Origin of the sequence: Allobosea sp. TAF32, from assembly GCF_052113585.1 — a bacterium.
In the GTDB taxonomy this organism is placed as follows: domain Bacteria; phylum Pseudomonadota; class Alphaproteobacteria; order Rhizobiales; family Beijerinckiaceae; genus Allobosea.
Window position 1 is genome coordinate 205,209 of record NZ_JBFRDM010000009.1, and the last position, 15,635, is coordinate 220,843.

15 protein-coding genes and 2 tRNA genes are annotated in these 15,635 nt (G+C 66.4%); 6 read left to right on the forward strand and 11 right to left on the reverse strand.

The window, feature by feature from the left end; all coding sequences use genetic code 11:
- Window positions 1–158: 158 nt before the first annotated feature.
- From cueR to modA, 5 genes are all read right to left on the reverse strand, one after another.
- Entirely contained in the window at window positions 159–569 is a 411-nt protein-coding gene (gene cueR / locus AB4Z16_RS20845) for a Cu(I)-responsive transcriptional regulator (RefSeq protein ID WP_441513262.1), read from the reverse strand.
- 1 nt (window position 570) lies between these two features.
- Window positions 571–3,075 (reverse strand): heavy metal translocating P-type ATPase, encoded by a 2,505-nt coding sequence (locus AB4Z16_RS20850; protein ID WP_441513263.1) that lies wholly within the window; start codon window positions 3,073–3,075, stop codon window positions 571–573.
- A gap of 221 nt (window positions 3,076–3,296) precedes the next feature.
- Window positions 3,297–4,391, reverse strand: coding sequence for a molybdenum ABC transporter ATP-binding protein (gene modC, locus AB4Z16_RS20855; RefSeq protein WP_441513264.1), 1,095 nt, complete (start codon window positions 4,389–4,391; stop codon window positions 3,297–3,299).
- Window positions 4,388–5,086, reverse strand: a complete 699-nt coding sequence (modB, locus tag AB4Z16_RS20860) for a molybdate ABC transporter permease subunit (protein WP_441513265.1) — start codon at window positions 5,084–5,086, stop codon at window positions 4,388–4,390. The genes modC and modB overlap by 4 nt, the downstream gene beginning before the upstream one ends.
- A complete protein-coding gene (gene modA / locus AB4Z16_RS20865; protein ID WP_441513266.1) occupies window positions 5,083–5,886 on the reverse strand; it encodes a molybdate ABC transporter substrate-binding protein in 804 nt (267 codons plus the stop codon). Before modA ends, modB begins: the two co-directional genes overlap by 4 nt.
- A 117-nt stretch (window positions 5,887–6,003) precedes the next feature.
- Between modA and AB4Z16_RS20870 the strand changes: the two genes are divergently transcribed.
- Both AB4Z16_RS20870 and tsaA read left to right on the forward strand, forming a co-directional pair.
- On the forward strand, window positions 6,004–6,210 hold the full coding sequence (locus tag AB4Z16_RS20870; RefSeq protein WP_441513267.1) for a TOBE domain-containing protein: 207 nt from the start codon (window positions 6,004–6,006) through the stop codon (window positions 6,208–6,210).
- A 14-nt stretch (window positions 6,211–6,224) separates the two neighbouring features.
- The gene (tsaA, locus tag AB4Z16_RS20875; protein WP_441513268.1) at window positions 6,225–6,716 is read left to right on the forward strand and encodes a tRNA (N6-threonylcarbamoyladenosine(37)-N6)-methyltransferase TrmO; all 492 of its coding nucleotides are present in this window, start codon (window positions 6,225–6,227) and stop codon (window positions 6,714–6,716) included.
- Window positions 6,717–6,833: 117 nt separating this feature from the next.
- Here the strand turns inward: tsaA and AB4Z16_RS20880 are convergent, their stop codons facing one another.
- The 3 genes from AB4Z16_RS20880 to AB4Z16_RS20890 form a co-directional block, all read right to left on the reverse strand.
- Window positions 6,834–7,355: a cupin domain-containing protein gene (locus AB4Z16_RS20880; RefSeq protein WP_441513269.1), complete on the reverse strand. Its 522-nt coding sequence runs from the start codon at window positions 7,353–7,355 to the stop codon at window positions 6,834–6,836.
- A 13-nt stretch (window positions 7,356–7,368) separates the two neighbouring features.
- Window positions 7,369–8,226 carry a 3-mercaptopyruvate sulfurtransferase gene (gene sseA, locus AB4Z16_RS20885; RefSeq protein ID WP_441513270.1) on the reverse strand — a complete coding sequence of 286 codons (858 nt, stop codon included), beginning with the start codon at window positions 8,224–8,226 and terminating at the stop codon, window positions 7,369–7,371.
- Between the two features lie 144 nt (window positions 8,227–8,370).
- Window positions 8,371–9,087, reverse strand: coding sequence for an alanyl-tRNA editing protein (locus AB4Z16_RS20890; RefSeq protein WP_441513271.1), 717 nt, complete (start codon window positions 9,085–9,087; stop codon window positions 8,371–8,373).
- A 172-nt stretch (window positions 9,088–9,259) separates the two neighbouring features.
- Here AB4Z16_RS20890 and AB4Z16_RS20895 point away from each other — a divergent pair, with 172 nt between their 5' ends.
- Complete coding sequence (locus tag AB4Z16_RS20895) at window positions 9,260–10,042, forward strand: SDR family NAD(P)-dependent oxidoreductase (RefSeq protein WP_441513272.1); 783 nt, start codon at window positions 9,260–9,262, stop codon at window positions 10,040–10,042.
- Window positions 10,043–10,050: 8 nt separating this feature from the next.
- Here AB4Z16_RS20895 and AB4Z16_RS20900 read toward each other — a convergent pair whose 3' ends face one another.
- From AB4Z16_RS20900 to AB4Z16_RS20910, 3 genes are all read right to left on the reverse strand, one after another.
- The gene (locus AB4Z16_RS20900) at window positions 10,051–11,505 is read right to left on the reverse strand and encodes a cryptochrome/photolyase family protein (protein WP_441513273.1); all 1,455 of its coding nucleotides are present in this window, start codon (window positions 11,503–11,505) and stop codon (window positions 10,051–10,053) included.
- Between the two features lie 78 nt (window positions 11,506–11,583).
- The gene (locus tag AB4Z16_RS20905; RefSeq protein ID WP_441513274.1) at window positions 11,584–12,426 is read right to left on the reverse strand and encodes a hypothetical protein; all 843 of its coding nucleotides are present in this window, start codon (window positions 12,424–12,426) and stop codon (window positions 11,584–11,586) included.
- Between the two features lie 359 nt (window positions 12,427–12,785).
- A tRNA-Cys gene (locus AB4Z16_RS20910) sits at window positions 12,786–12,859 on the reverse strand.
- A gap of 169 nt (window positions 12,860–13,028) precedes the next feature.
- Between AB4Z16_RS20910 and AB4Z16_RS20915 the strand changes: the two genes are divergently transcribed.
- The 3 genes from AB4Z16_RS20915 (at window position 13,029) to AB4Z16_RS20925 (ending at window position 15,519) form a co-directional block, all read left to right on the forward strand.
- Window positions 13,029–13,103 (forward strand) — tRNA-Asn (locus tag AB4Z16_RS20915).
- A 185-nt stretch (window positions 13,104–13,288) separates the two neighbouring features.
- Window positions 13,289–13,930, forward strand: a complete 642-nt coding sequence (locus AB4Z16_RS20920; protein ID WP_441513275.1) for a protein-L-isoaspartate O-methyltransferase family protein — start codon at window positions 13,289–13,291, stop codon at window positions 13,928–13,930.
- 173 nt (window positions 13,931–14,103) lie between these two features.
- The gene (locus tag AB4Z16_RS20925) at window positions 14,104–15,519 is read left to right on the forward strand and encodes a TolC family outer membrane protein (RefSeq protein WP_441513276.1); all 1,416 of its coding nucleotides are present in this window, start codon (window positions 14,104–14,106) and stop codon (window positions 15,517–15,519) included.
- Window positions 15,520–15,635: the final 116 nt, after the last annotated feature.

The window sequence follows — 15,635 nt, forward strand, 5'->3', positions numbered from 1 at the left end:
CGCCTGGAGAACGCCTGGGCGCTCCCCGTCTTTCGTTGAGAGGCGGATTCCCCGACGGGGCCGATGCAGCCGGGCCGGACCCGCCTCTGGTGGGCAGCGGCATATGAGCAATCTCGGCCGGCGCCGTCCAGACATTCAGCGCATGGCGGAACAGCGTCTCAGGCTTTGCCCTGCACCGGCGAGGTGGCGGCGAAATCGGCGAGGATCGGGCAATCCGGCCGGTGGTCGCCATGACAATGCGTCGCAAGGTGGCGTAGCGTGTCGGCCATGGCCTTGAGCTCTGCCGCCTTTTCCTCGAGCTCGCGCACATGCGCCATGGCGAGGTTCTTCACGTCGGCGCTGGCCCGGCTCTTGTCGCGCCAGAGCGCGAGCAGTTCGCGCGTTTCCTCCAGCGAGAAGCCGAGATCGCGCGAGCGGCGCACGAAGCGCAGCGTATGGACGTCGTCATCGGCATAGACCCGGTATTGCGCGGCTGTTCGGGCCGGCGGGGTGATCAGGCCGATGCTCTCGTAATAGCGGATCATCTTGGCGCTGACGCCGGAGCGGGTCGCGGCTTCGCCGATATTCATCTCAGGTCTCCTGTACATGCGAAACCGGAACTTGGAAGCGCTTCAACCGCAGTGCATTGCTGACGACGCTGACGCTCGACAGCGCCATGGCGAGCCCGGCGAAGACCGGCGAGAGCAGGATGCCGAAAGCCGGGTAGAGCACGCCCGCCGCAACCGGGATCAGCAAGGCATTGTAGCCGAAGGCCCAGGACAGATTCTGGCGGATATTGGCGATCACCGCCTGCGACAGGGCGATGGCGCGCGGCACGCCTATCAGGTCGCCCGACATCAGCACGACATCGGCGCTCTCGATGGCGATGTCCGTGCCGGTGCCGATGGCGATGCCGACATCGGCCTGGGCGAGGGCAGGGGCGTCGTTGATGCCGTCGCCCACGAAGGCAACCTTGGCGCCGCGCTGCTGCAGCGCTTTCACCACCTCGGCCTTGTCCGTCGGCAGCACCTCGGCCCGGACTTCGTCGATGCCGAGCTGGCGTGCGACGGCTTCTGCCGTGCGTCGGTCGTCGCCGGTCACCATCGCGACCCTGAGGCCGAGCTTGTGCAAGGCGGCGATGGCCGCGGGCGTCGTCTCCTTCACAGCATCGGCGACGGCGATAACGGCAGCGATCCGGCCGTCGATCGCGGCATAGAGCGGCGTCTTGCCCGCTTCCGCCAGCGCCTTGGCGCTGGCCGCGAAGGGCACGATGTCGAGCTTCGCCTCTTGCATCAGCCGGTGCCCGCCGATCGCGACCTTGCGACCTTCGACCGTCGCGGTGACGCCGCGGCCGGGATCGCTGGCGAAATCGGCCGGTTCGGCGAGCGCGAGCCCGCGCGCTTTGGCCGCCGCGACCAGCGCCTGTGCCAGCGGATGCTCCGAGCGGTTCTCGGCCGAGGCGACGAGGCGCAGAATCTCGTCCACCGCGAAGCCGGCAGCCGGCTCGATGTCGGTGAGTTCCGGCTTGCCCTTGGTCAGCGTGCCCGTCTTGTCGAGCGCGACGATCTCGACGTCCTTCAGCGCCTGCAAGGCGTCGCCCTGCCGGAACAGGATGCCGAGCTCGGCGCCGCGGCCGGTGCCGACCATGATCGAGGTCGGGGTGGCCAGGCCCATGGCGCAGGGGCAGGCGATGATGAGCAGCGCGACGGCATTGACCAGCGCATGCGAGAGCGCCGGGCTCGGGCCGAATGTCAGCCAGACCAGGAAGGTCGCCAGCGCCAGCGCGATCACCACCGGCACGAACCAGAGCGTGACCCGGTCGACCAGCGCCTGGATCGGCAGCTTGGCGCCCTGCGCGGCCTGGACGGTCCGCACGATCTGGGCCAGCAGCGTGTCGGAGCCGACCTTCCGAGCGGTGAAACGCAGCGCGCCCGAACCATTGACGGTGCCGCCGGTGACGATGCTGCCGGCCTGCTTGCGCACGGGGGCGGGCTCGCCGGTGATCATGGATTCGTCGACGAAAGAGGTGCCGTCCGCGACCTCGCCATCGACCGGAACGCGCTCGCCCGGCCGGAGGATGACGACATCGCCGGGGCGGACGCTCTCGACGGGCACATCGCTCTCGGCGCCGTCACGCAGCACGCGGGCGGTCTTGGGCTGGAGCGCGATCAGGCTGCGGATGGCGGCGCTGGTCCGCCCCTTGGCGCGAGCCTCGAACCAGCGGCCGAGCAGGATCAGCGTCACGATGACGGCGCCGGATTCGAAATAGGTGCCCTCCGTTCCCGCCGGTAGCAGATTCGGCAGGAAGGTCGCGACCGTCGAGTAGAGATAGGCCGCGCCGGTGCCGAGCATGACGAGCGAATTCATGTCGGGCGCGAGCCGCAGCAGCGCCGGGAAACCCTTGCGCAGGAAGACGAGGCCCGGGCCGAACTGCACGATGGTCGCGAGCGCGAAGGAGAAGACGCGCACGTTCCATTCGCCGAAGGTGCCGGCGAGCCAGTGGTGCAGGGCAGGGACCATGTGGCTGCCCATCTCGACGACGAGCAGCGGCAAGGTCAGCAGCCCGGCGAGGATGACCGAGCGCAGCAACTTGCCTTGCTCTTCGTCCCGGGCGGCCTGCTGGCGCGAGGCCGCGTCGCCATCGGCGGCGACCATCGGGCTCGCCTCGTAGCCGGCGCCGGCCACGGCCTTGACGAGAGCCGGGACGATCTCGTCGCCGGCGAGCGTCTTCACGCTGGCGCGCTCGGTGGCGAGGTTGACGGTGGCCTCAACCACGCCCGGCACGGCGCGCAGCGCCTTCTCGACATGGCCGACGCAGGACGCGCAGGTCATTCCCGAGACCGACAGCTCGATCATCGTCTCGACCGGCGTGTAGCCGGTGTGCCGGATCGCGGCCTCGATCTGCCCGAGATCGGTGCCGCCCTTGGCGAAAGTGACATGTGCCCGTTCGGTCGCGAGATTGACCGAGACCGCATCGACGCCGGGCACCGCCGCGATGGCGCGCTCGACATGGGCGACGCAGCTCGCGCAGGTCATGCCTTCCACGCCCAGATCGAGCGTTTCGAGTTCGTTACGGGGCCTGTCGATGACCGTCATCGCCGTCTCCTTTAGGGTGATGACGAGCGATATAGGGCTTCCCATGGTGGGAAGGTCAAGGGGTGTGATGGGCTTCGAATTCTCCGATCACCGGTTTGGCCGTCATGCTCGGGCTTGACCCGAGCATCTCATGCCGAAAGAGGCTCTTTTCATCTCATCCTGCCTAAGATTCTCGGGTCTGCGCTTCGCTTCGCCCGAGAATGACGCCCTGACCGTCCGGATCAAGGCATCTCGACCGAGACGCTCTTGATCACCGCATGGACCGGCTTTCCGGGCGCCAACCCGAGCAAGGCAACGGATTTCGCCGTCAGACGCGCCGCCAGCTTCGCCTCGCCGCAGGCGATGAGCAGATGCACGGTGCTGCCGCCGAAACCGCTCCGCTCCCCGATCTCGGAGATTGTGCCGGACAGCGCGTTGAGCGCGCTGATGTCCCCGGGGCGGCCGAGGCTGAGCATGACGTCGCTCGCCAGGATGCGGACCTTGATGCGCTGGCCCTGCTGAAGCGCGCCGCGCGCGATCGTCAGCGGCCCGGCCGGAGTCGTGAGCCGCGCCAGCCCGAAAGCTTCCTCGAAGCCGGCGACCTTGGCCGAGAGCAAGGTGCTCGCTTCCGGCGCACCCGGCCGCGCCGCCAGATCGGGGCGGGCGAGAATCTCGACTGTCGGACCGCAAGCGGCGATGCGCCCGTTCTCGACCATGGCGACGGTGGTGGCGAGGCGCGCGACTTCTGCCAGTGCGTGCGAGACATAGACGATGGGTATGCCGACCTCGTCGCGCAGCCGCTCGATATGCGGCAGGATCTCGGCCTTGCGCGCTTCGTCGAGCGCGGCCAGCGGCTCGTCCATCAGCAAAAGGCGGGGCTGCGCCAGCAGGGCGCGGCCGATGGCCACCCGCTGCTTCTCGCCACCCGAGAGGGTGCCCGGCCGCCGCAGCAGCAGATGGCCGATGCCGAGCAACTCGAGCACCTTGTCGAGTTCGGCCGGCTTGCGCTGTCGGCGCGGTACGAACCAGTGCCCGAACAGCAGGTTCTGGCGCACGGTGAGATGGGGGAAAAGCCGGGCCTCCTGAAAGACATAGCCGATGCGCCGGCGGTGCTTCGGCAAGCAGATGCCACGTTCGGTGTCGACCAGCGTCTCGCCATCGACGCGGACATAGCCGGAATCCGGGCGGATCAGCCCGCCGATGACATTGACGAGCGAGGTCTTGCCCGAGCCCGAACTGCCGAACAGCGCGGTCAGGCGCCCGTCGGAGGTGAAGGAGGCATCGAGCTTGAAGTCGCCGAGCCGGTGCCGGACCGCGATGTCGAGAGCGGGCTTCATTCGATGTCGATCCGGCGACCGACGATGCGCGCCATCACTTCGGAGAGAAAGAGCGCCGCGACCGAGATCACGATCGAGATCAGCGTCAAGCGCAAGGCGCCGGCATCGCCGCCGGGCACCTGCGTGAAGGTGTAGATCGCGGAGGGCAGGGTCTGCGTCTCGCCGGGGATGTTGGAGACGAAGGTGATCGTCGCCCCGAATTCGCCCATCGCCTTGGCGAAGCACAGGATCATGCCGGCGATGATGCCGGGCAGGCAGAGCGGCAGGGTGACGACGAGGAAGACCCAGATCGGGCCGGCGCCGAGCGTGCCGGCGGCGGCTTCCAGCTTGCGGTCGACGGCTTCGATCGAGAGACGGATGGCGCGGACCATCAGCGGAAAGCCCATCACGCCGCAGGCCAGCGCCGCACCCGTCCAGCGGAACGAGAAAACGATCCCGAACCAGTCATAGAGGAACTGCCCGATCGGCCCGCGCCGGCCGAAGCCGATGAGCAGCAGATAGCCCGTCACCACCGGCGGCAGGATCAGCGGCATATGGACGATGGCGTCGAGCAGGGACTTGCCCCAGAAGCGCCCGCGCGCCAGCAGAAGCGCGACGCCAAGCCCGAGCGGCAGGCTCGCGAGCATGGCCGTGCTGGCGACGATGAGGCTGAGCCTCACCGCCGTCCATTCTTCGGGCGAAAGCCAGTCGGTCACGAAGAGGTGGCGGGCTTGTTGAGAACCGTGAAGCCCTGCTTCTCGAAGACGGGCTTGGCAGCGGGGCTGCGCAGATAAGTCAGGAAGGCCTGCGCGTCGGGATTGGCCGAATCCTTGGTGATGGCGACGGGATAGACGATCGGCGGATGCGAATCCTCGGGGAAGGTCGCGACGACCTTGACCTGCGGGTCGGCGGCCGCGTCGGTCGCATAGACGATGCCGAGCGGGGCCTCGCCGCGCGAGACCAGCAGCAGAGCGGCGCGGACATTGTCGGCTTGCGCGATCTTGTCCTTCACCTTGTCCCAGGCGCCGAGTTTTTCCAGCGCAGCCTTGCCGTATTTGCCGGCCGGGACGGAATCGACATTGCCCATGGCGAGGCGGCCGGAGCCGACCGCGCCCGCGACATCGGCGCCGGGCTTGAGGTCGAGCTTGGCGGTCGAATCCTTGCTGGTAACGAGCACGATGCGGTTGCCGAGCAGGCTGACGCGGGTGTCCGGCTTGATCAGGCCCTTGCTGGCCGCATAGTCCATCCAGTCGAGATCGGCCGAGACGAAGAGATCCGCGGGGGCGCCGTTCTCCAGCTGCTTCGCGAGTGTGTTGCTGGCGGCGTAGGAGATCTTCGGCGCGGGCTTGCCGCTCTCCCTAACCCAGTTGGCGGCGGCCTCGTCGAGCGCATTCTTCATGCTGGCAGCGGCGAAGATGACGAGGTCCTTCGTCTGCGCCTGAGCGGTGTCGAAGGCGGGGGCGGAACTCACGGCAAGTGCCAGGCCCATGCCCAGCAGGGTGCGACGCTTCAACATGCTGTTCCTCGCTCGAATTTATCGTTGTATATCGATGGATATAACGATGGTTGCCGCGCCCCCCGAGCCAAGTCAAGGCGCCGTCGCAGTCGGGTTGTCGCAAGGAAAGGACGAGCCATGAAGATCAGCGCGCGCAATCAGCTCAAGGGCAGGATCGTCGAGATCACCAAGGGCGCGACGACGGCCCATGTCCGCATCGATATCGGCGGCGCGATCGTGACGTCCTCGATCACCAATGCGGCGGTGGACGATCTCGGGCTCACCATCGGCAAGGAAGCCTACGCCGTGGTCAAGGCGTCCGACGTGATGATAGCAATCGACTGAGGAGGTCGGCCGGCATGGTCCGCGAGAACGAAATCCGCGAGAAGGAGGTCGCCGTCGCGCCGCCACAGGCGACCGATGCCGGTCTCGCCTTCATCGGCACCATCCGCACGCCCTGGACCTCGCGGCTGACCTGTCCGCGCCAGGGCAGGGCGGACGGGCCGATCTGCCGCATCGAACTCTTCCCGCCCTGGAACGAGGCCCTGGATGGCGTCGAGCGCTTCGAACGGCTCGAGGTGCTCTACTGGCTGCACCAGTCGCGCCGGGACCTCGTCCGCCAGAGCCCAGCCAACAACGGCGAGACCCACGGCACGTTTGCCTTGCGCACGCCGGTGAGGCCCAATCCGATCGGCACCTCGACCGCGACGCTGGTGGCGCGGGAAGGGCGGGTGTTGCTGGTGCGCGGGCTCGACTGCCTCGACGAGACGCCGCTCCTCGACATCAAGCCGGACCGCACGCTGTTCACGCCGATCGCGCCGCCGCAACCCGGCGATTTCGAGACGGGTTGAGGTTTCCCCGCTGAGAACGCCGTCGTTCTCGGGCGTAGCGAAGCGCAGACCCGAGAACCCTAGCCGGAGATGCTCGGGGCAAGCCCGATCATGACGACGGCGTTTCTGCAGTCCCGCTCAGCCGTGCGGATGCTTGTGAATCGGGTCGACCCAATAGACCTCTTCCGGCTTTTCGACCGGGTCGACATCGGTGATGTTGACCACCACCGCCTCGTTGTCCGAGCGCACCAGCACGCATTGCAGCGGGTTGTCGGGATCGGCGTTGATCTCCTGATGCGGCACGAAGGGCGGCACATAGATGAAGTCGCCCGGCCCGGCCTCGGCGACGAATTCGAGCCGCTCGCCCCAGCGCATGCGGGCCTTGCCGCTCACCACATAGATCACGCTTTCGAGCTCGCCATGGTGATGCACGCCGGTCTTGGCGTTGGGCTCGATCGCAACCGTGCCGGCCCAGATCTTCTGCGCGCCGACGCGGGCCTGGTTGATCGCGGCTTGCCGGAACATACCGGGCGTCTGCGCCGTGTTGGGATCGAGCTTGTCGCCGGAGATGACGCGCACGCCATCATGCTTCCAGCGCGGCTCGCCGTCATGGCTGTGATCGTGCGGGTGGTCGTGCGAATGATCGTGGTCGTGGTCCATGGCAGTCTCCCGATCAGTCCTTCTTCGCTGGCCCGGTCGCCACAGGCCGCTGGCCCATGCCCCATTCGGACCATGAGCCGTCATAGATCGCCTTGGCCGGCTTGCCGACGGTCTCGAGCGCCGTCGACAGAATCACGGCCGAGACACCCGAACCGCAGGTCATGATCGAGGGCTTGTCGAGATCGACGCCGGCATCCCGGAACAATTCCGTGATCTCCTCGGGAGACTTCAACCTGCCATCGGAGGTGAGTTGGGATGACGGAAGGTTGAGCGAGCCGGGAATATGGCCGGAGAGGAGACCGGGACGCGGCTCCGCCGCTTCGCCGCGGAAGCGGTCGGCCGCGCGCGCATCGACCACTTGGATCGCCTGCGAGGCCGTGGCCCGCGCCACGTCCTCGGCATTCGCGACGGCGCCGTTGTCGAGCCGGGCGGTGAAGCTGCGGGGTTGGCGCGGCTGCGGACTGTCTTCCTCGACGGGACGGCCCTCGGCGAGCCATTTCGGGAAGCCACCATCCAGGATAACGACGTCTCGTGCGCCGAACACCTTGAAGGTCCAGCGCACGCGCGGCGCCGAGAAGAAGCCGAGCCCATCATAGACGACGATGCGCATGCCGTCGCCGATGCCAAGCGCGCCGACGGCCGCCGCGAATTCGGGGGCGGATGGCAGCATGTGGGGCAGGGACGAGCGGCTGTCCTTGATCTTCTCGATATCGAAATGGACCGCGCCGGGAATGCGGCGCTGGGCATATTCGGCCGCTCCGTCGCGCTTCTGCGCCGGCAGATACCAGGAGGCATCGACGACGACGATATCGGGCGCGTTCAGGCGCTCGGCGAGCCACTCGGTCGAAACGAAAACGTCTTCACGGGCCATAGGCGTATCCTCTGGGCAAAGTCTTATCTGATGATCGGATCCGCTCCGTCATTCCGGGCTTGCCCCGGAATCCATCATGGAACGCGATGGATTCCGGATCGGCGCGGCCTCGAAATGACCGTGACGGTCCGTCGAAAGCCAATCTCAGGCCAGCGCGATGCGCACGCGCCGGTTCTGTTTGCCCTTCTTCTCGATATCGGTGACGCTGACGAGGCCGATCTCCGCCGTGTTGCGGACATGGGTTCCGCCGCAGGGCTGCAGGTCGATGTCGCCGATAGACACGAGCCGGACGCGGCCCGAGCCGCGCGGCGGCTTGACCGACATCGTCTTGACCAGGCCCGGATTGGCGTCGAGCTCCTCGTCGGTGATCCAGCGTTCGGTCACGTCAGCAGGGCGCGCGACCAAGGCCTGGAGCTTTTCGGTGATTTCGGCCTTGTCCAGTCCGCCTTCCGGGATGTCGAAATCGAGCCGCCCGTCGCCATCGCCGATCGATCCGCCCGTGACGGGGAAGGGCAGCACGACGCTGAGCAGATGGAGCGCGGTGTGCACGCGCATGCGCTTGAAGCGGCGCTCCCAGTCGAGCACTGCCGTGACGGCATCGCCCGGCGCCGGCAGCGCCTGTCCCTCAGCGGCAACATGGATGACGCGGCTCTTGTCCTCGGGATCGTAGATCGTGGTGCCGATGGCGACGATGCCGCCGTCCGTCAGGCGGAGATGCCCGACATCGCCGGGCTGGCCGCCGCCGGTCGCGTAGAACACCGTACGGTCGAGGATGACGCCGCCGCGCTCGTTGACGGTTTGGACGGTCGCAGGCGTCTCCTGCAGATAGGCATCCTGGCGAAACAGCAGTTCGGTCGGCATGATCTCGTCAATCTCGTGGGTCGCGCGAAACGCGCCTTCGCCGCGCAGACTGCACCGATTGCCGCGACAGTGCCACAGCCTTGGCGGGATAACGGGGATGATTTGGACCGCATGGCTTCCGGCATCGCGTTTCGATGCCTAGATGGCTGTTCCGATCAAACCGGAGCCGCCGATGGCCTTGCCCCGCATGACCCCGCAGGACGGCGTCGCCTGGATCACCGGTGCCAGCTCCGGCATCGGCGCGGCGGTCGCGCTCGAGTTGGCGCGGCGCGGCTGGACGGTCGCGATCACCGCGCGCAGGACCGATGCCCTCGAAGCGGTGGCGCGCGAGGCTGAAGGCCTGCCGGGCCGGATCGTAGCCCATGCCGGCGACGTGACCGACGCACAGGCGATGCGGGGAGTGACGGAGGCCATCGAGAGCATTCACGGGCCGATCGCGCTGGCGTTCCTGAATGCCGGCATCGCGTGGGGGCAAGGCGGCAGGATTGATGCCGAGACGGTCGAAAGGGTTGTCGCGGTCAATCTGCTCGGTGTCGTGAAAAGCCTCTTCGCCGTGGAGCCGCGCATGGCTGCCCGCGGGCGCGGCCAGATCGCGGTCAACGCGTCGCTGGTCGGGTACCGTGGCCTTCCCGGTGCTGCCGCCTATGGTGCCGCCAAGGCGGGCGCGATCTATTTCTGCGAGGCGCTGCGCTTCGATTGCAAGGCAGCCGGCATTCGCCTGCAACTGGTCAATCCCGGTTTCGTCGACACGCCGATGACGCAGGGCCGGCGATTCCCGATGCCGTTCCTGCTGACGGTGGAGGATGGCGCCCGTCGAATCGTCGAAGGCTTCGAGCGCGGCGGCTTCGAAATCACCTTCCCGCGTCGCCTCGCCTGGATCCTGAAGGCGGCGCGGCTATTGCCTTATCCGATCTATTTCGCGCTGATGTCCCGCTTTGCCGAGCGGCCTGACTGAGCGTTGCTTCAACGGTTGCGGATTTCGGCGAAGGCATCGAGCGCGCGCTGGCGCCCGAAGGCGAGGTCGACGAGCGGGGCCGGATAGGTCTCGCCGATTCGCACTCCCGCCGCGCGCAACGCCATCTCGGACGCCTTCCACGGCTCGTGGATGTCGTCATCCGCGAGCCCGGCCAGCTCCGGCACCCATTTGCGCACATAGCCGCCGGCGGGGTCATGGGTCGCGCCCTGCGTGACCGGATTGAAGATGCGGAAATAGGGCGAGGCGTCGGCGCCCGATCCCGCCACCCATTGCCAGCTGGCAGCGTTGTTGGCGGGGTCGGCATCGACCAGCGTGTCCCAGAACCAGGCTTCGCCGGCGCGCCAGTCCTGCAGCAGATGCTTGATCAGGAATGACGCCGTGACCATCCGGACACGGTTGTGCATCCAGCCTGTCGCCCAGAGCTCGCGCATGCCGGCGTCGACCAGCGGGATGCCGGTCTGTCCGCGCTGCCAGCGGCTGAGCGCTTCCCTGGCGGGTTGCCAGGGAAAACAGTCGAAGCGCTCATCGTAGTTGCGTGTCGCCAGCTCGGGATTGTGGAAGAGCAGGTGGTAGGAGAATTCCCGCCAGCCGATCTCGGACAGGAATTTTTCCGCATCGCGTTCCGATCCCGCCGCCTCGCCGGTCGCGCGGGCATGATGGAGCGCATGCCAGATCTGGCGTGGGCCGATCTCGCCGAAGCGTAGATGCGGTGAAAGGCGCGACGTCGATTCGCGGCCCGGCCGGTCGCGGCCTTCGGCATAACCCGCCAGTCCGCCGGCGAGAAAATCGTCGAGTCGGGCCGAGGCGCCGTCTTCTCCCGGCGTCCATTCCGCCCGCATGCCCCCGGCCCAGTCGGGCTTCCGGGGCTCGAGCCCGAGATTCGGCAGGGTAACGCTGAGAGGCTCGATCGAATCGGGCAGGGCAACCGCCTCGATTCGCGCTGGCGCAGGAATCGGAGCCAGCGGCTCGCCCTTCTGCCGGGCGGCGCGCCAATACGGCGTGAACACCTTCATCGGCTGCCCGGTCGTGGTGGTGACCTGCCAGGGCTCGTTCAGGAGATGGCTGTTGAAGCTATGGACGCTGATTCCGCACCGCGACAGTTCTTCCTTGAGCTGGCGACCGAGCGCGATCGCCTCTGCCTCGTAGCGGCGATTCCACGTGACCAGCCGGATCCCGGCCGCTGCCGCGACGCGTGGAATCAGCGCAGCCGGATCGCCTTGCATCAGCACGAGCTCGCCGCCCTTCTGCGCCAGCGCATTGCCGAGCGTGTCGAGCGAGCGCGACAGCCACCAGCGCGAGGCTGCGCCGAGCGGGCGACGATCGGGGCTGGTGTCGAGAATATAGAGGCAGAGGACCGGCCCGGCCTGCGCCGCGGCGGCGAGGGCAGGGTTGTCAGCCAGTCGCAGATCGTTCCTGAACCAGTGCAGGGCGTGTTGGGCCATCATTCCTCACCCGCGGGGCGCAACATCGCGCGCACGCCAGTCATGCCGGCACAAACGCGGCAGGCGGCTATACAACGGTTAGCCTGGCACAAATTTCAGGTTGGCGGGCTCGAAACAGAGCAACCGCTTCCATTCGTGCAGGCCAGCCCCGCCATGCTCCATGGTGCCGTACATGAGCCAGCGAAGGCCTTGGACTTGAGGGTCCTGTCGATCCGTGAGCCAGCGGGCCACCTCAAGGAAAAGGAGCTTCACGGCGCCCGTTTTGAGATAGTCGCCATGCCCCATGATTTCGTGTGTGCGGCACATATTGCCGACGCGCCTCAGCGAAATATACGCAATGAGCCGTTCACCGTCCTCGTCCTGAATGAAGGCGCCCCATGTCAGTGTCCAATGCGAGGAGCAGGACGGCGCGGAGGGTGGGGCAAGCGTATCGACGAGATTTGGCCCGACGCCGAACCATGCGGACAGCACCGGCCCCCCGGAACGGAAGCGTTTGGAGGCGGCAATAGCTGCGATGCTGGCGGTATAACTCTCCGCTTGAATGGGTGTGCAGCTGACGCCCAGGCGGGCGGCCTTCTTGCTCGCACGTACGATGTTGCCGTGGGAGCGCTTCGCAACGGCACGGATATACGAGTCCGATGTCGGAAAACGATCCAGGTCCAACAGCATGGCGGTAGGAACGGTCCAACGCCGAAGGCCCGACCGAGGCGCGTTTCGCTCATGGAAGCGACGCGCATCGGAAATAATATGGCTGCACAAGGGGTGCACGCAGCGTTGCGGCGCTTCGGGCTCCAGATGCGCGATCGGCAGGATCTGATCAGGCTTAAGGCCGAAATCGCGCAGCCGTGCTTTTCGCGTTACCGACAGCCAAGGATCGAGCGACTTGTGAAGTTGGTTGGTGAGCGACTTCGCGAGTGTCATGGCGAGCTTTTCTGGCGGTCCTAAAACTGAGAACCGACCCTGCGACCCAGATATATGACAGTTCGCGACATGGCGATAAGCAAGTGGCGACTGCTGTCGCGGTCCGCACGGCGCATCGGAGATTTGGCCACGCAATCGGCCCAATAGCGTTCTCGGCGATGTTGAAGGCAAATCACCGAAGCAGGCGGCGATCTACGCGAAGAGGGCGAACCGCCGCCGCCTGGCCGGATTCGGCGCAGCGAAAATCACGCTCTCCACGGGCAAAAGCGCGGATAAAATCGTCCCGCCGGGAAGCGGGTGGGCGAAAACCGGGACAAATCGGGGAAAAAGCGCAAGGAAACCAGCGCTTGAAAATCTGTTGGAGGCCTCGCCCGGAATCGAACCGGGGTGCAAGGATTTGCAGTCCTCTGCGTAACCACTCCGCCACGAGGCCTTCCGGCGAAAGCGGCGTCTGCCGCTTCAGCGAAAGCGCTATAACCACAAGCCGCAGTTCGCCGCAAGCCGGCATCGCACAGTCCACAGCGTTGATGACAAATCTGCTTCGTTGGCTCGCAAGGGGCTTGCGCTGCCGGGGGCGCCCCGCTATGACCCCGCCACGTTGTTCCCGGATAGCTCAGCGGTAGAGCAATCGACTGTTAATCGATTGGTCGCAGGTTCGAATCCTGCTCCGGGAGCCAACATTTCCCCCCGAAATCGTTAGCCCGCCCAAACGCCCGCAGCCTTGTTGCGATGCAAGGCGCGCTTGCCTTTTGCTCGTGGGTCGAACACAAAGCAGCCGTGACGGCGCTGAGCCGGTCGCGCGGAATGTGCTCTTCGTAGCCGCTCCGTGCGCGGTGCCAGCGCAGACGGAGAGTTCAGGGTTATGGAAGGTTTCAGCGGGCTGCGCCGCAACATGGTCGATTGCCAGTTGCGTACCTATGACGTGACCGATCGGGCCGTTCTGGCTGCGGCCGATGCGGTCCCGCGCGAGGTGTTCGTCCCGGAAAATTTCGCGCATCTTGCCTATCTCGATCAGTCGACCGCCTTGCCGGGCACCGGGCGTGCGCTGATGGCGCCGATGGTCATCGCCCGCATGATCCAGCTGCTCGACCTGCAGGCGGGCGAGGATGCGCTCGAATATGGCGGCGGGTCCGGCTATGGTGCGGCTCTGATGGCCCATGTCGGCGCCAAGGTGACATTGTGGGAGCCCGACTCGGCCGCTCGCACTCTTGCTGAAGGCGCGCTGCGCGCCGCCGGCGCTCGCCAGGTCACGATCACTGCCACGCAGCCTGCCAGCGAATCGTTCGACGCGATTCTGGTGAGCGGCTCTTGCGAGACCGAGCCGGAATCGCTCTTCCCCTTGCTGCGTGCCGAGGGGCGGCTGGTCGTGGTCGAGGGGGCAGGCCGCGCCGCCCGGGTCAAACTCTATCGAAAATCCGCGGATATCGTTGCCGGCCGCCCGGTGTTCGACGCTGCGGCTCCGGTTCTGTCCGAGTTCCGCCGACCGGAGGCCTTCATCTTTTGAGCGTTTGCATTTTCGAAAGGAGGGTGTCGCATTTTTGTGGCAGGTTCCGAGGGAAATGCTCCTGACGGCACCCATGCGTTGGCTCGCGGCGTCGGGCAGAGTATGAAATTGAGACTTATGCCGAGGCTGGGGCGTAGCCTGGGCGCGACTTCAGTGCGCACACGAGGCGTCCAGTGAAAAGACAATACGACAAGATTTCCGGGTTCGGGCTCTCCGCCATCATCGCCTTGGCGATGTCAGGCGGCTGGGCTTTGCCTGCGGCGGCCCAGTCGATGGAAGCCGCGCTGGCTCGGGCCTATTCAGGTAACCCGACGCTGAATTCGCAGCGCGCATCGGTGCGCGCCGTAGACGAGAATGTTCCGCAGGCTCTTTCCGGATATCGTCCCCGTATCCAGGCTTCGGCCGATATCGGCGCGAGCATCTTGGAGACCGACACCCCGGCTGGCAGTACGTCATCGGGCCTTCACAACAGCACTGTCAGTCGGCTGGCGCCGCGCGGCGCCGGCGTTTCGATCACGCAGAACATTTTCGACGCCGGCAAGACCCGCAACTCGGTCGGCCAGTCCGAATCGCAGGTGCTTGGCGCACGCGCTACCCTGCGCAATACCGAGCAGAATGTGCTGCTCGATGGCGCGACGTCCTATATGAACGTGCTGCGCGACACGGCAATTCTCAGCCTGAACCGTAATAACGTCGAGGTTCTGGAAGAGCAGCTGCGCCAGACGCGCGACCGATTTCAGGTCGGCGAGGTGACGCGAACCGACGTCGCGCAGGCCGAGGCGCGGCTGTCCTCCGCGCAGTCGCAGGCGATTCTCGCCGAATCGAATCTCAAGACCTCGGTGGCGCGGTTTCGCCAGAATATCGGTATCGAGCCCCGTTCGCTGACGCCCGCCCGTCCGGTCGAGAACCTCCTGCCGAAATCGCTGCCGCTGGCGCTGAATCATGCGCTCGGAAATCATCCGGCGATCGTCGCGGCCCTGCACGGCGTCGATGCCGCCGAGTTGCAGGTGAAGGTGACGGAAGCTGACCTCTATCCGACCTTTGGCGTCACCGGCACGGTCCAGCAGCGTTACGACAGCACGTTCTTCGGCGACAACCGCCTGTCGGCGACCATCGTCGGCGCGCTGACGATCCCGATCTATGAGGGCGGGCAGGTCTATTCCCGCACCCGCCAGGCCAAAGAAACGGCCGGGCAACGCCGGATCGACGTCGATACGCAGCGCGATACGGTTCGCGCGGCGGTCGTCTCCGCCTGGGGCGGGTTGGAAGCGGCCAAAGCCCAGATCATCGCCGCGCAGGCTCAGGTCGAGGCGTCCTCGACGGCGCTTGCCGGCGTGCGCGAAGAGGCCAAGGTCGGCCAGCGAACCACTCTCGACGTCCTGAACGCGCAGCAGGAGCTGGTCAGCGCGCGTTCGAGCCTGGTGACGGCGCAGCGCGATCGCGTCGTCGCGTCCTATGCGGTGCTTTCGGCCGTCGGCAAGCTCTCCTCGCAGACGCTCAAACTCAAGGCGGAGACCTACGAACCCCGCCAGCACTACGATCAGGTCAAGGGCCTGTTGTGGGGCACGCAGACGCCTGACGGCCGCTGAGGCTCTCCTTAAATGCGGCTGGCCATGATGCCGGCCGCCTCGAGCATCGGACCGAAAAGTGGCATTCACTTTTCGGACGAACCCGATGCTCAAACAAAGAAAGATCGCCATTGCGC